General features: G+C 43.3%; 15 protein-coding genes and 1 pseudogene. 12 read left to right on the top strand and 4 right to left on the bottom strand.

The window, feature by feature from the left end; translation table 11 throughout:
- Positions 1 to 17: 17 nt before the first annotated feature.
- Positions 18 to 1022 (bottom strand): flagellar basal body P-ring protein FlgI, encoded by a 1005-nt coding sequence (locus KDW03_RS09625; RefSeq protein WP_271434868.1) that lies wholly within the window; start codon positions 1020 to 1022, stop codon positions 18 to 20.
- Positions 1019 to 1678 carry a hypothetical protein gene (locus KDW03_RS09620; protein ID WP_271434867.1) on the bottom strand — a complete coding sequence of 220 codons (660 nt, stop codon included), beginning with the start codon at positions 1676 to 1678 and terminating at the stop codon, positions 1019 to 1021. The genes KDW03_RS09625 and KDW03_RS09620 overlap by 4 nt, the downstream gene beginning before the upstream one ends.
- A gap of 108 nt (positions 1679 to 1786) precedes the next feature.
- Here KDW03_RS09620 and KDW03_RS09615 point away from each other — a divergent pair, with 108 nt between their 5' ends.
- From KDW03_RS09615 to KDW03_RS09595, 5 genes are all read left to right on the top strand, one after another.
- Positions 1787 to 2026: a glutaredoxin family protein gene (locus KDW03_RS09615; protein WP_271434866.1), complete on the top strand. Its 240-nt coding sequence runs from the start codon at positions 1787 to 1789 to the stop codon at positions 2024 to 2026.
- Between the two features lie 69 nt (positions 2027 to 2095).
- Entirely contained in the window at positions 2096 to 2500 is a 405-nt protein-coding gene (locus KDW03_RS09610) for an FtsB family cell division protein (protein ID WP_271434865.1), read from the top strand.
- Positions 2497 to 3030, top strand: a complete 534-nt coding sequence (locus KDW03_RS09605) for a shikimate kinase (RefSeq protein WP_271434864.1) — start codon at positions 2497 to 2499, stop codon at positions 3028 to 3030. Before KDW03_RS09610 ends, KDW03_RS09605 begins: the two co-directional genes overlap by 4 nt.
- Entirely contained in the window at positions 3006 to 4004 is a 999-nt protein-coding gene (locus KDW03_RS09600; RefSeq protein WP_271434863.1) for a hypothetical protein, read from the top strand. The genes KDW03_RS09605 and KDW03_RS09600 overlap by 25 nt, the downstream gene beginning before the upstream one ends.
- Positions 4001 to 4741, top strand: a complete 741-nt coding sequence (locus tag KDW03_RS09595) for a hypothetical protein (protein WP_271434862.1) — start codon at positions 4001 to 4003, stop codon at positions 4739 to 4741. The genes KDW03_RS09600 and KDW03_RS09595 overlap by 4 nt, the downstream gene beginning before the upstream one ends.
- A 153-nt stretch (positions 4742 to 4894) precedes the next feature.
- Here the strand turns inward: KDW03_RS09595 and KDW03_RS09590 are convergent.
- Positions 4895 to 6114: pseudogene (locus KDW03_RS09590) on the bottom strand (integrase catalytic domain-containing protein).
- Positions 6115 to 6292: 178 nt separating this feature from the next.
- Here KDW03_RS09590 and KDW03_RS09585 point away from each other — a divergent pair.
- Genes KDW03_RS09585 through KDW03_RS09565 form a run of 5 tightly spaced genes read left to right on the top strand, consistent with a single transcriptional unit; the run spans position 6293 to position 12331 of the window.
- Positions 6293 to 6982, top strand: a complete 690-nt coding sequence (locus KDW03_RS09585) for an ABC transporter ATP-binding protein (protein WP_271434861.1) — start codon at positions 6293 to 6295, stop codon at positions 6980 to 6982.
- Positions 6983 to 6985: 3 nt separating this feature from the next.
- Entirely contained in the window at positions 6986 to 8506 is a 1521-nt protein-coding gene (locus KDW03_RS09580) for an ABC transporter permease (RefSeq protein ID WP_271434860.1), read from the top strand.
- A 14-nt stretch (positions 8507 to 8520) separates the two neighbouring features.
- A complete protein-coding gene (locus KDW03_RS09575; protein ID WP_271434859.1) occupies positions 8521 to 10236 on the top strand; it encodes an ABC transporter permease in 1716 nt (571 codons plus the stop codon).
- Between the two features lie 11 nt (positions 10237 to 10247).
- Entirely contained in the window at positions 10248 to 11000 is a 753-nt protein-coding gene (locus KDW03_RS09570; protein ID WP_271434858.1) for an outer membrane lipoprotein-sorting protein, read from the top strand.
- 8 nt (positions 11001 to 11008) lie between these two features.
- Positions 11009 to 12331 carry a hypothetical protein gene (locus KDW03_RS09565; protein WP_271434857.1) on the top strand — a complete coding sequence of 441 codons (1323 nt, stop codon included), beginning with the start codon at positions 11009 to 11011 and terminating at the stop codon, positions 12329 to 12331.
- Here KDW03_RS09565 and KDW03_RS09560 read toward each other — a convergent pair.
- Positions 12315 to 12977 carry a Crp/Fnr family transcriptional regulator gene (locus KDW03_RS09560; RefSeq protein ID WP_271434856.1) on the bottom strand — a complete coding sequence of 221 codons (663 nt, stop codon included), beginning with the start codon at positions 12975 to 12977 and terminating at the stop codon, positions 12315 to 12317. The two genes, KDW03_RS09565 and KDW03_RS09560, sit on opposite strands and share 17 nt — an antisense overlap.
- 92 nt (positions 12978 to 13069) lie before the next feature.
- Between KDW03_RS09560 and KDW03_RS09555 the strand changes: the two genes are divergently transcribed.
- Both KDW03_RS09555 and KDW03_RS09550 read left to right on the top strand, forming a co-directional pair.
- Positions 13070 to 13258, top strand: a complete 189-nt coding sequence (locus KDW03_RS09555; RefSeq protein ID WP_271434855.1) for a ferredoxin — start codon at positions 13070 to 13072, stop codon at positions 13256 to 13258.
- A gap of 35 nt (positions 13259 to 13293) precedes the next feature.
- Positions 13294 to 14073, top strand: a complete 780-nt coding sequence (locus KDW03_RS09550; RefSeq protein ID WP_271434854.1) for an ATP-binding protein — start codon at positions 13294 to 13296, stop codon at positions 14071 to 14073.
- The last annotated feature ends 13 nt before the right edge of the window (positions 14074 to 14086 follow it).

Genomic DNA, 14086 nt, shown 5'->3' with positions numbered 1-14086 from the left:
ATCACTATCCTATGCCTTTACAAAACCTGAAGTCTTGCTTTGATATTCCCATTCTTGTGAAGAAGTTGAAGAATCTTTACCACATCCTGGGCGCTCATTCCCAGTTGATTCAGCCCGGTTACCAGCTCCTGAATCGTTGTCGACGCAGGAAGCACCTGGGCACTTCCCTTCTGAGAAGAAGAACTTCCTCCCCAAGAAAACCCTCCACTCCCAATCGTTATCTGTGATCCCTGATACACTACAGCCGCTTCGGTAACCACAACATCTCCTCCTGCCACTACCATCCCTGTTTTGCTATCGATGGTAATACTTGGCACCTGAGGAACATCTACCTTTTTGGCAAGGAGACGCCCTAACCACTGAGAAGGCTGTTCCCCTTCAGGAATCTTGATTTTTATCGTATAATTTTCCAGCGTATACTCAGTATCAGAAAAGTCTCTCTGAAGCATTTTTTCCACCGCCATCATCGCATCAAACGAATAGTTCGGATCCAGATGGAGAATCACGCTTCTATCTGTCTGAAGCCATGTCTGAGGGATAGGTTTCTGGACAATAGCCCCCTGGAGAATCGTTCCACTCACACTCTTTGAGGAACTATCCACAACGAGTTTCCCACTTGCCACAGCATACATCTCATTATCCCCACCCAGCAGCGGCGTGACCACCAGCTCTCCACCCTCAAGGGATTTCGCATCAAACACTGAAGCGACACGAACATCGAGACGGTTGCCCGTCTGGGCAAAAGGTGGTACATCAGCCATCACCATCACAACAGCCGCATTCTTGGGTTTAAATTTTTCTATATTTGCCTGAATGCCAAAATGGTTCGCTATACGGGCAAGAAACTCCTTTGTCTGAGACCCACCTTCACTATCACCCGTCCCTTTTAACCCGATAACAATCCCATAGCCAATCAAAGGGTTAAATGACAAACCCTCCACACTCACAATATACTTTAACTCCACAGGTTCTGCCCAAAGCCAGGCCATGCTTACAACGAGGAGAAAAACTACTTTTTTCATAACCCTTCTATCTCACCTCTTTTGAAACGCAAAACACGCTGATTACTTTTATTTTCGACCAAAATCTCATCCAATTGAGTGGGAAGAATTCTCACCGGCACACGAATACGGAGCCCCCCTTTCTCATACACGAGAAACCCCTCCTTTTCCCCTTCTCTCTCAAAACGGTAAGACAGCTTCACCCCAACATTTCCAGAAGAAATGTTTTTCTTTCTTGCGGGAATGGTATACCTTCGTTCCTCAACCCTGTCAGCAAGATACACCCGACAGAGAAGGATTATACCCTCATCTGCTATAGTCTCCTCTCTTACCTCAAAATATTCGGGTAACTCAATTTCACTCACGATCCATCCTTCATAACGCTTTTGAGCCTCGTCAAACCATATTTCCGGAGTTATCAGCCTTACTCCCCTATAAACATTTACTTCCTCACCGACGAGAATAAAATCCCTCATCCCCACCTTTCTTAAAAGCATTCCAATCTCCTTTGCTGTATAAGAAGATTTTCCATCAGTTACAAGCATATTGGTGGGAAGCTTTTCCACAAGGAGATCCTGAAGCCATACTTCGTTGTGCGTACTGATGAAATAAGGTTTTAACGTCCACGACGAGGCAAACAAAGAAGACGTAAGAAACAAAAATACTAAAACTCTCATACACTTTCTCATTTTATTATCGGTGAAATACAAGAAAACTCAACATCACTTGACGATTTGATTTTTTATGAATATATTATAATAAAATAATATTATAAGGAGATATTTATGGAACCCAAGATTGTGATTTTCACCACGCCAACGTGTGTTTTCTGCAAAAAAGCCAAGGAATACTTTCAAAGCCGCCGTTTAAAGTTCAAGGAGATTGATGTATCGCGCGATCCCGCTGCCGCTCAGGATATGGTACGGAGATCTGGACAGATGGGAGTCCCCGTTATTCTCATCAACAATCATGTGGTAGTAGGATTTAACGTATCTCAGATTGAGCGTCTCCTCTCTGTTCATTAGTTTTGTCAAATTTCTCAAGCCCCTTTCTCTTTTTTCCGAAACTATAATAAGAAAGAGAAAGGGGTACCCATGAAGCGACGACTCGTTTATCTTGTAGTGAATGTTATCGCTTTTACTATCATCATCAACTTCTTCTTTGGAAATGGTGGGGTAAGTGAGCTCATAAATGAAAAGGCAAAACTTTCCCGTTTACAGAATGAAACAGACAAAAAAGAGTTAGCCCTCCTGACTGAACAAGCCGATTTACTCTCCGAAAAATCGAGAAAAAATATTGATGAGTACCTCCTCCGTCACGGGTATATCCCGGAAAATACGGTCGTCTTTCGTTTTGTAAAACCTCCCCAGTCACCTGAAAAACCAAGAAGCACCGATCTTCTCAGCCGGTTGTATGCAGTATTTTTCATCCTTACGTTCTCCCTTTTGCTGGGTGAGATTTTTATTTATTTTATTACTAAAGGAGAACCCCAGTTATGAAAATCGTTCTCATAGGCTACCGTGGGAGTGGCAAAACCACCATAGGAAAACACCTCGCTACAGCTCTGAACGTTCCCTTTATCGATACGGATCATCTCATAGTCAGTCAGGCTGGTATGAGTATCCCGGAAATATTTCACAAAGAGGGAGAATCTGGATTTCGTCTACGAGAAAGTCGTGCGCTCAAAGAAGCCCTTATGTTAGGTAGAGGCGTAATCTCTACCGGCGGAGGGATTGTCCTCAGACCAGAAAATCGGATCCTGATTCGAACAGCCGATCTTGTTGTTTATCTCACCGCACCTGTGAGTATTCTTGCTGAACGTATCCGTGGAGACAAAAACCGCCCGGCTCTCACCAACCTCTCCCTCGAAGAGGAAATTCACACCCTCCTCAAAGAGAGATCTCCCCTCTATGAAGAGCTCGCTGATTTAAAGATTGATACATCCACAATCGATGTTAATCAAGCCGTAGCAATCATCCTCAAAAAAACTCAAAGGAAAGATTTATGCAACGAAGCTTTGCCATCCTGACCAAAGTCATGATGCTTATCGTGCTGATATGGATGATATCTTTTGGAGTGATTGCTGTCACCACAGAACTCCAAGTGGAGAGTGGAATCTCGCATTACGCCTTTTTTATCTGGCATGAGGCTTTCTACAAAAAAATTCGAGAATTCATTGTTAGTGATCAATACATGGAAAATCTTGCCAAAGAAGCCACAAACACCTTCGCTCTGATAGAACAGGAAAAGGATCATTTCTTTTCGATTGTGGACCGTTTCAAACAGGATAAAAACCTCAACGATGCTATTTTTTTCTACGTTGTTTCAGGTACCCTTCCCTCTCTCCACACCATCATAGAAACCTATTGGGAAAAACTTCCAGGTTTTGTCGAAGGCTATGTTATTGGAGAGAGTGGACAGCTTCTCTACAAGCATGGCACCTACAGTATTTCACCACAAAAGATAGCATCAGAGAATCTTTATAATTTCCGCTATATAGATAATCTCATCGAATGTGTCATCACCTGGAAGGATGCAACCTTTGATCGTGAACTCCAATTTCACCTGTTATTTAAAAAAGAAAACTTCCAATCATGGATACCACCAACACAGACTCCCCTCGCTCTTAGACTTGGAGAAATTCTCCTCACCTCTGGAAAAATTCCTTCAAAGATGCTAGAAGATGAACCCCATCAGGCCAAAAGCTCTCGTGACTACTTGATAGTCTCTTTTCCCCTCCTCTGGAAAACAGAAACCATTGGAAAAGTTGATATGTTTCTTAAAAAAGGTGGTTTTCTTCGAATGCTAGGTGTTTTTGGACGTCTGTTTGTAGTGCTGGGTATTCTCATAGTCATTATCAGCTTCTTTTTCTGGCTTGATCACAACATGAACCAACTTCTTAACCATCATAAACGCCAGGAATCAAAAGAAAACGAAATCGAAGAACAAAATATCCGCTGGGTTGAGGAATTCATCTCCCAGCAAAAAGAGGAAAAAAAATGAAATGGTATTTTGTGTGGCTTTTTCCTGTCTTTCTGTACGCTCAATGGACGATTAATGATATTTTCAAGATCTCTGTAAAAAACACTAATAGTTTCTCATGGATAAGTGACTGGGAAAACATCTCACTGTCCCCCCTGGGTATTCAGTCCACCACTACTGACATGGGCTGGCTTACCCTCCTGGATCTTTCCTGTGGAGAAGGATATCTTTTTAGTCATATTTTTGCTGATTTTCAAGATAGTGGAAACGAAGGCCTCATCATCGAAGTCCACGATAGCGAGGACAACCGCCTGCTTACCAATGTACAACTTCTTCAGAGTGGAAGTATCTTTCTAGAAAATATCTTTCAGCGTCGTATTGACGTCTGGGCATATCTTTCCCCTGGAATCACCCTCTACAGCTTTGGAATCGTTCGTAAGGAAGAAATTCCCCTTACCCCTTCCCTTGTGCTTGTCAATCCCAAAATTGTTTACCATCCCGAGGGGATTCTCTCCGTGGATTTTTCCCTGCTCAGTCCTGCATGGATAGAGGTGGAACTCTACAACAAGCAGGGAGATCGTCTCGCTTCTCTTATCCCCCTCGCCTACTATACACCAGGTCCTCTCTCCATCCAGTGGACTCCCCTTTCTGCAGTCAGACCCTATCTTGTTTCAGGTTCGGCGTATGTGTATATCCGTTACCGAACCAGCACCAGAGGGAAAGAATGGGTACACCGGTTTGAGATCGTGTACCTGTAGAAATTCAAAAGGAACAGCTTTTCATTTCTTTTCCCCTCATTCCTCATCAAAAGTGTGAACTTTTTTTCTTTTTTTAAAAAAACAGGAAAAATCCCGTTGCGTCAAATAAAAAAGTACTCGAAATTCGAATCATTGCCTCATAAAAAAAAGTACTCAAAAATTCCATACAGTTTCCTTCAAATTTTTGTTTTTTACATTCTTTTTCTTTTGAAGGCTGAAAAGTTTTCTCTGGCAAGCTGTAATTTTTTGTCTTAGGTGAAACAAATCGAGAGCCTTATAAAGCCTTGTTAGGCGTTCCTTTTGTGCCTCACTTACATAAGAGCTTTCTAAAAGCCGCTGGTAGGGAGTTTTAATATCATCATGCTTCTTTTGCACCTTGCTTCCGATTCTCTTTTTCTCTGTCATTTTCATAACCGGTTGAAAAAAGTTGGCATAAAGCCTGAGATACGCATAGAGTCGGTTCAAGTAGTAGACTTCTTCCTCGGTATCGTAGCGGAAGTATCCAACATTCTGGCGGACTATGGAATAGTTTTTCTGCTCAACGTAGCAGTTATCATTGGAACGGGAGCTTCTCCCCCTTGTAAATTTTATCTGGTTCTTCTCACACCAATCGCGTAGAGGATGATTAATAAATTCAGCGCCGGTATCAGAATCAATTCCCCGTAACTCAAAAGGAAGTCTTTGGACTTTTTCTATGGCTTCTCTTACCCATTTTGAAGCTTTGTTTTGATTGCCACAAGTTCTGTCCAACCGCTCCAAACATCCACCATATTTAATGTTTGAGCAAAATCTCCCCGCTATTTCCTCCCTCATGGGCAACCAGATCAATCTCCATGAACCCAGGGCATTTTCATCCCACTCTGCCCACGTGCGTATAGCTATTTGTTGCTTTAATAGCGTTCCAGGCTTTGTACCTTTTCGTCCTTTTATCTCAAGCTTTTACGCTCATGTTTCAAAAGTCGGTCAATACTTGAAGCACTTATATGGCGCAAGTTTTCTATAGCCTGTGGAGAACCGTGGAGATGTCCGTTTGCTAAGAGATTATCTAAAACTTCATTTAAAATTGGCTTTAAACGTTTGCCACACATGTAGTTTTCAATTTCCCAGACCTTTTTTAGAAGTTTTAGTTCCTCTTCGCCGAATTTTTTCTTTCTGCCAGGTCTTTTGCCCTTCTTGGCTATGTCGGCTTTAAGGTAATTTTTCTTGCCTACATAGATGGTTTTTCCGTGCTGCCTCAAGAGCCTGGCGGCATAGTTTCGGTTTTTTAAACCTGTTATCCTCACAAAGTAATCCAGTATCTCCATTTTTTCCTTTTTGCTGGCTTTTTGATACTCTTTCGCCGTTTCCCTGTAAATAGGTCTCCTTTCAAACATCGCTAATTCCACCTTGTACCTCCAGTTCTTTGAACTGGATTATTTTATACAAATTTAAAGTACTTTTTTATTTTGAAGCAACGTTCCCTTTTCGAGTACTTTTATTATGAAGCAATTCGAAAATTTGCTTTTTTCAGTCTCCTGTGATATACTGTTTCAAAACTAAAAAGGAGTCTGTATGCCGCTCATAGAGATTAAAGAAGTGACAAAAGATTATCCCCTGGGCAAAACCACTGTCCATGCTCTGCGAGGAGTATCCCTTACCGTAGAAAAGGGAGAGTTTTTCTCTATCGTAGGACCATCAGGAAGCGGTAAAACAACTCTTCTCAACCTCATAGGATGTATCGACAAACCCACCTCAGGGGATGTTATTATTGACGGACAGGATGTCTCGTCTTTAAACGACAAAGAACTCACCAATATGAGACTTCACAAAGTGGGATTTATCTTTCAGACGTTCAATCTTATCCCGGTGCTTAATGTGAGAGAGAATGTGGAGTTTCCCCTTCTCCTTATGAAAGATAAATCTGGTCTTTCCAGACAGGAGATCAAGGAACGAGTGGAAAAACTTATTGAGAATGTGGGACTGAAGGATTTTATCACCCATAAGCCTGCCGAATTATCCGGCGGACAGAGACAGCGTGTCGCTATCGCAAGGGCTCTGGTAACCAACCCTGCCATTGTTCTGGCTGATGAACCGACCGCCAATCTTGACTCAGAGACAGGAGAAATCATCCTCTCCATCATGCGCCATCTCAATGAAACCCAGCAAACCACTTTTATCTTTTCTACCCATAACCCCGACGTTCTCAAATACGCGAAAAGAATTGTGAGACTCAAAGACGGAAAGATCATAGGTGAGGAGTAAGCTATGCAACTCCTATTTTATAGTATAGCCTTTCGTAACCTTTTCCGCCATAAGGGAAAAAGTCTCATCGTAGGTGGACTTCTTTTTCTCGTTGCCTTTCTTCTCACCTTTGGAAACGCTGCCATTAAAGGGATAAATACCTCTCTGGAACAAAATATCATCCATGGTTTTACGGGAAACATGGTGATCATCTCCACCAACCAGATGGACAAAGAGGTTTTTGGTTTCATGACGGGACGGCCTATGAGTCTCATTCACAATTATGCTCAGATCAGCAATATCCTCTCTTCTCTACCTTTTGTTGAGGATTTTCTCCCTCTTGGTCGAAACGTCGCCATGCTTCTCAACCCCACCGGACTTCCCGTGTTTTACATGATATACGCTGTGGATGTTGATAGGTATGAACGCTTTTTTCAAAACCGGCTCATTGTTGTGGAAGGGAGGCGCCTTCTCTCCGGAGAACGGGGCATTATGATCGGAAATGTTCAGAGAAACCAAACAGCAGAAGTTATTAACCTCTGGCTTCTCCCGGAGGGTGGTGAGGTGATCACAAGCAATATGCCACCCAAAATCCTGAGTAACCTGGAAAGCCTCTCGTATGCGTCAAATGTCGTTCTCATGGGATTAAGCGAAGAAGGTGGAAGCGATATTCGCCTCAATGTTAAGGGAGTTTTCCGCTTCGAAAAGCTCAATAATCTCCTGGGAGATTTTATTGCCTTTGTGGATCCACTTTCGTACGTGGAGATGTTTCACTATGTTATTACTCCTGAAAACATCTCTCTCACCAAAACAGAAAAAACTATCCTCCAGGCAGACAATCTCGATACCCTTCTGGAACAAAATCTCTTTTCACAAGAGACTCCTGTATCCTCTTCCACCTATGATGAAACCACTCTCAAAAAGTCACTTAAGCGACAGGAAAACTATACCTACAATCCCGAAGCCTACAATGCAGTGATCATCAAGACGAGACCAGGCACAGGAGATGCTGAAGCCCTCAAAAAACTTAACCGCGCTCTCATCGAAGCCAAAGCCGATGGAAAGGCAATCTCCTGGCAGGAAGCCACGCCCCAATTCTCCCAGTTTATTGGCATTGTTCAGGGCATGTTCTCCGTCATTATGTTTCTCCTTTTCCTTGTCTCGTTCATTATTGTCATGAATATCCTCTCAATGTCTGTCATAGAACGTACGACAGAAATCGGTATGATGCGTGCGATTGGAGCCCAGAAAAATTTTGTAGGGAGAATGATTCTTTTTGAAACGCTAACCCTTGGACTTGTTTTCGGAGGAAGTGGTATCCTCGTAGGGGCTCTGGTGAGCTGGATTTTTGCTCTTGTGAAACTTCCTGCTAAAAATGAGATGCTCCAATTGATCTTTGGGGGAGAGTATTTTATCCCTATGGTGACACCTCTCGATATTCTCGGTAACCTCCTGGTACTTTTCTTTGTCCTCTGGCTTGCATCACTCTATCCCGGTCATTTAGCGAAAAAAACCACCCCTCTTGAAGCCATTTCAAGAGAGTAAAAGGAGAAACCACTATGAAACTCCTCACTCTTTTCTTTCTTGCTCTACGAAACCTCACCCGCCAGAAACGACGTAACCTCTTCCTCAGCGCAGGGATCGTTGTAGGCATGAGCATGCTGGTGGTTGCCGGATCCTTTTCCAATGGTCTCAAAAAACTTCTCATAGATCGGTGGATCACCTATATGAATGGACACATTCAGATAAGTGTTTTAGGCATAGTCAATGACTTCTATGGCAGGGCTCAAGGATACTTTAGAGACAAACGTGTTCTCGAGGATGCAATACATCCTTATACAAATGATATGGAGTTTTACTATACAGATGCTTCTGCCTTTGTAAAACTGGTAGGTAATAAACGAAGCGATCTCATCCAGCTCGTTGGTGTCGATATCGATAAAGGCTTTCTTGGTTTTCTCAATATCATCGAAGGAAACGGCTGGGATCTCACCAACACGCGTTACGAAAATCCTCTCGTCATTACCAAAGACAAAGCCGAATACCTCAGAGTCAAGCTCTACGATACGGTAAAAGCATCTTTTCAAACCATTCATGGACAAACACAGACGGCACGCTTTACTATTGTCGCTATCTATAAATCTGATGTCTCCTTCATGGGATGGGTTGGGTATGTTCCCAAACAAGCGATGGTTTCTCTTTTAGACTACCGGGACTATGAGGCAGGAAGTGCGACTATTGTTCTCAAAAATAGACAACAAACCCTCTCTCTAGCAAACGAAATCCACAAAAGACTCACTCCCCCTCTTCTTATCTTCCAGGCTCAAACCGAAGGAAAAAACATCCAGGTTGCTGGCTTCTGGCGAGACGAGAAACGTTTTCAAAAACTCTCAAACGAGATCACCATCATCAAAAGCGAAAAAGACCTCGACTTTCGTCGAAAGGGTATACTCATCCCTGAAACACTTGCCAGGTCACTTCGTCGTATGCCAGGAGAGGTTCTCAATCTTCGTTATCTCTCCCGTTTTGAAGGATGGAAGACCGTTTCTCTCCCTATCAACGCCATCTATTCAAGTCGCTCTCTTCCCGAGCTTGTGCTCGTCAACGAGAAGGATTTCTTCCAGACATTTCAGGCACTTCCCTCCAGGGATATCATGGTTACCAATCTCCCTCTCACCAATACCGACTTTTTCTGCACTGAATGGTACCTTCTCCCGAGACCAAAAAGTGATCAGGATATCACGATGTTTTACGAAGATCTCAAGAAAAATCCTATCTATGCAGACAAGATTCTTGTTTCTACCCTTTACGAATCCACTTCTTCTTTTCTCCAGTTTCTTTCTGGTATCAATATGGTGAGTTTAATATTTGCTTCGTTTCTTTTTCTGATTGTTATGGTGGGACTGGCAAACTCTCTGCGTATGACCATTCGTGAACGAACACGAGAGATTGGCACCCTCCGCGCCCTTGGAATGCAACAAAAAGATGTTCGCAGGCTCTTTCTCATGGAGGTAGAACTTCTCATGACTTTTGCAGGTCTTGCAGGTATCCTTCTGGGTGCGCTCATTGTCACTATCATCTGTGCTATTCCTATGAAAAATGAAGGCATGTTGATGATGTTTCTGGTGAATAACCGTCTTCAACTTTCTCTTGATTGGGGATGGAACCTCTTTTGTCTCTTCTTTGTCCTTCTCCTCGGATTCATCACCGCAGCTGGACCTTCTAGACGCGCTTCCCGTCTTTCGCCAGCAAAAGCCCTTATTCATTACAAATAAGGAGAAAAAATATGAAAAGAATCCTGGTTATCGTGAGTATGGGAATACTTTCCCTCGGCTGGAGTATCACAGGACCGGAACTTTTGAAAAAACTGGATGCACTCTCTGAAATGCGTACTGATATTACCGCCAGAGTAACCATCTCTCAACAAAAAGGGGAAAGCATCCAGAAGCTTGAAGCCATCTATTACCGCCGGGATGCTGATGATTCATTCCTCATCGTGATGACAGCACCAGACAAAGAAAAAGGGAACGGGTACCTCAAGGTAGGTGAGAACCTCTGGATGTACAAACGAAACACCCGTACCTTTCAGCACATCAGTCGGGATGAATCTGTTGCTGGAACGGATGCTCGAAGTGGTGACCTGGAAAAACGCAAGCTTAGTGAACTCTACACCGTTGCCAGAGATGAAAACAATCTTGAAAAAATCACCGAAGAAAAACTTGGATCTATTCCCGTGTATAAAGTGGAACTCATTGCCAGAGTGAGTGATGTCACCTACCCAAAACAAATTCTCTGGATTCATAAAGAAAATTTTCTTGTTCTCAAGGCTCTGGCTTTTGCCCTCTCGGGAACGTTGATGCAGACCATCTACTACCTCAAGTACACCCAGATCCAGGGACGCTATATTCCCCTCCAGCAAATTTTTATCGATGAATTCGATCAGGGAAACAAAACTATTTTCGAACTTTCCGGTATTTCTTTTGATAGGATTCCCGGTCACGTTTTTACTAAAGCATACCTGGAGAACCTAAGTAAATAGGAGTCTTTATGCGGGTTTTGTTTTTGTTTTTTCTTTGCCTTTCGGTTGTATGGACACAGACCATCGACGAAAACGAGCTTTTTGAAAAGAGTGATATCATCACAGACGCCCCTTTGCTCACCAATGAGTCTTTCAAGGCTTTTTCCCTCACCGGGCAGATTCAGGGGGAGTTTTCTTACCTGATCCCCAAAAGCCGACTCACCAACCTTGAGAGTTCTGATCCAAACCGTTATCTCTTTACTATCGGAGGGGATCTGTTTTTGGATATTCGACAGGGAAAAGGATACAAGGCCTTTGTAGATATAGCCTTTGCCACCTCATCCGGTGGAATTCCTTTCCTCCATCGTTTTTATGATCCTGCCACAGACACGTCAACCTCGGTGACAGAAACCAATACTTTCATTTTGCAGATGAAAGAGATCTTTATTGATCTTCCCCTCGCCCACACCGTGTATCTCAGACTCGGCAAACAGTTCCTCAAATGGGGAACAACCTATTTCTGGAACCCAACGGATCTGATTAACCGTGAAAGAAAAAACCTGGGAAATCTCGAAGCTACCAGAGAAGGTACGTGGGGACTCAAGATACACATCCCTTACAAAACCGTAGCCAATTGGTACACCTTTGTTGATTTCACCGACACAGATACCATAGAACATACCGCCCTTGCCTCCCGCTTAGAGGTACTCCTGGGCACCACAGAAATAGGCATCTGTGGCTGGTGGAAGAAAAACGCGATTCCTGTTTATGGTGCGGATCTCTCCACTCGTTTATGGGGTTTTGATATCAAAGCCGAAGGCACCATATCCTATGGAGATAATCGCCCTTCTCTCAAAGAGGAAATCATTACGATAGGATATGTTCCCTTTACTAATTATGTTGCTGAACCAATCTCTCACCAATGGGTTTCTCGGCTTTCTTTCTCCATCTCCCGTTCATGGGATGTTTTTGATGAAAAAGAGCGGCTGTTTACGTTGCTAGAAATATTTCACAACAGTCAAGGGACCAACGCCAGTCTTTTCGACAATCCCATAAAACTTCAGACTGCCCTTGCCACCAGAGCGTATATCCCCAATGAATACGCGCGATGGTATCTCCTTTTCTCTCTAGGATTCAAAAAAATCTTCGTACGCGAACTCTCTACCCAAATGTATACCCTCTGGAACATTGAAGACGAATCAGCTATCCTCCAACCCACCCTCACCTACGCTCCTACAAGTGATGTCACTCTCTCGGCGGGACTATCGTGGGCTATAGGCAAACCGGACAGGGAATACACCACCACCGCTACTCCCCTCACCTTCAGCGGAGGCGTTACTCTCCGTTTTTAACCCCAAACTCTTCCAAGAAACGAGGCTGAAGACGAATGGTTCGACGATCTTGAAGAAGATATCCCTCCTTCTCAAGTCGACGAAAAACTCTACAAAGAGCCTGTCTTGTAACAAAAAGATAGGCTGCAAGATTTTCTATACTCATAGGGAGATGGATCTCCATGCTGTCTTTTTTCATCTGGGACAGATACAACAAAAGCCGCTTCTCCACTGGCAATTGAAAAAGCATCATCCGTTTTGAAATAAGGAGAAGCTTATCCGAAACCTCACGAAGAAAATTTTTTCGCAATATTTCACACTCTCCCAAAATATTCTCCCACACCGATTTTTCTACATAGAGAGCTTTGCCTGGTGTTATGGCCTCCACATCCACGGGAAGATACGACGAACTTGCAAAAAGAAGCGCCGAGGCAAGAACAACCGGAGCTCGAAGTTTCTCCACCACAAACACTTCTCCAACAAGAGAAGGAAAGATAGCCTGACATTCTCCCGAAATGATAATCCAGAGATGTTTGTACTCACTCCCACTTCGTAAGATGATCTCTTTTTTTTCAAAGGTGTACTCGTGCCAGGGAAGCTTTTGAATCCTCTCCCTCTCTTCCTGAGAAATACCCTGAAAAAGAGGAAGATGCCATGGTAAAAACATATTTTCCTCCTTTTTTGTCACCCAGGTGACAGAAAAATCCCTACAAAAATAGTATAATATAAACACAGAAAAAAAGCAAAAAGGAGGAACGTATGGCTGTTACTATTGACCAGAATACCTGTATTGGATGTGGCGTGTGTGAAAGTATTTACGTAGAACTCTTTGAGATGCGGGCTGATGGCAAAGCCCATGTCAAAGAAAATGTTGCCTATGATGTGTCCCTCGCTGAGGATGCCGCCCGTCAGTGTCCTGTCGGTGCTATCTCGGTAGAGAAAGAATAGAAAATGTGGGAAAAAGAAGTTAAAGGAGATTATCAATGAAGAGAAAGATGATAGTTATCGATGAAGAGAAATGCAATGGATGTGGACTCTGTGTGCCCAACTGTCCCGAGGGAGCTCTTCAGATTATTGACAACAAGGCAAGACTTGTTTCAGAATTTTACTGCGATGGACTTGGAGCTTGCGTGGGATACTGTCCACAAAACGCTCTCCACATAGAAGAAAGGGAAGCAGAACCTTATGATGAGGCTCGTGTACTTCAAAACATTATCCGTCAGGGAAGAAACGTTATCGATGCTCATCTTAAACACCTCGCCAGTCACAACCAGTGGAAAGACTATGAAATAGCTGTTTCCATCCTCCGCGAAAAGGGTATCTCCTTTACCGAAGGAGAAAAACCAAACCAGCATTTTCCTTCGCCGGAGGTATTTCAAACAGGATATACCCTCACACACTGGCCTATTCAACTTCATCTTGTTCATGGAGAGGATGAGGCATGGGAAGACGCCAATATCCTTCTCGCCGCCGACTGTACTGCCTTTAGCCTTCCAGGCTTCCATACCCATTTGAAGGAAACAAAACTTTTGATTGCCTGTCCAAAACTCGACACGCATCAGGAAATATATCTCGAAAAACTTGTGACTATTTTTGAAAAGAAAGAACCAAAATCCTTCACCACTATGGTCATGGAGGTCCCCTGTTGTCGCGGGCTTGCTTTTCTGGCAAAAAAAGCCCGAGACACAAGTGGTTCTTCCCTTCCAATCAAGGTAATCACCGTGGGTATTGAAGGAAATATCCTGGGTCAAACAGAGATCTAAAAAATAAAAGGAG

Origin of the sequence: Thermospira aquatica (assembly GCF_023525255.1) — a bacterium.
In the GTDB taxonomy this organism is placed as follows: Bacteria; Spirochaetota; Brevinematia; order Brevinematales; family Thermospiraceae; genus Thermospira; species Thermospira aquatica.
The sequence above is the reverse complement of the archived record's forward strand: the minus strand, read 5'-3'. Positions and strand labels throughout refer to the sequence as shown.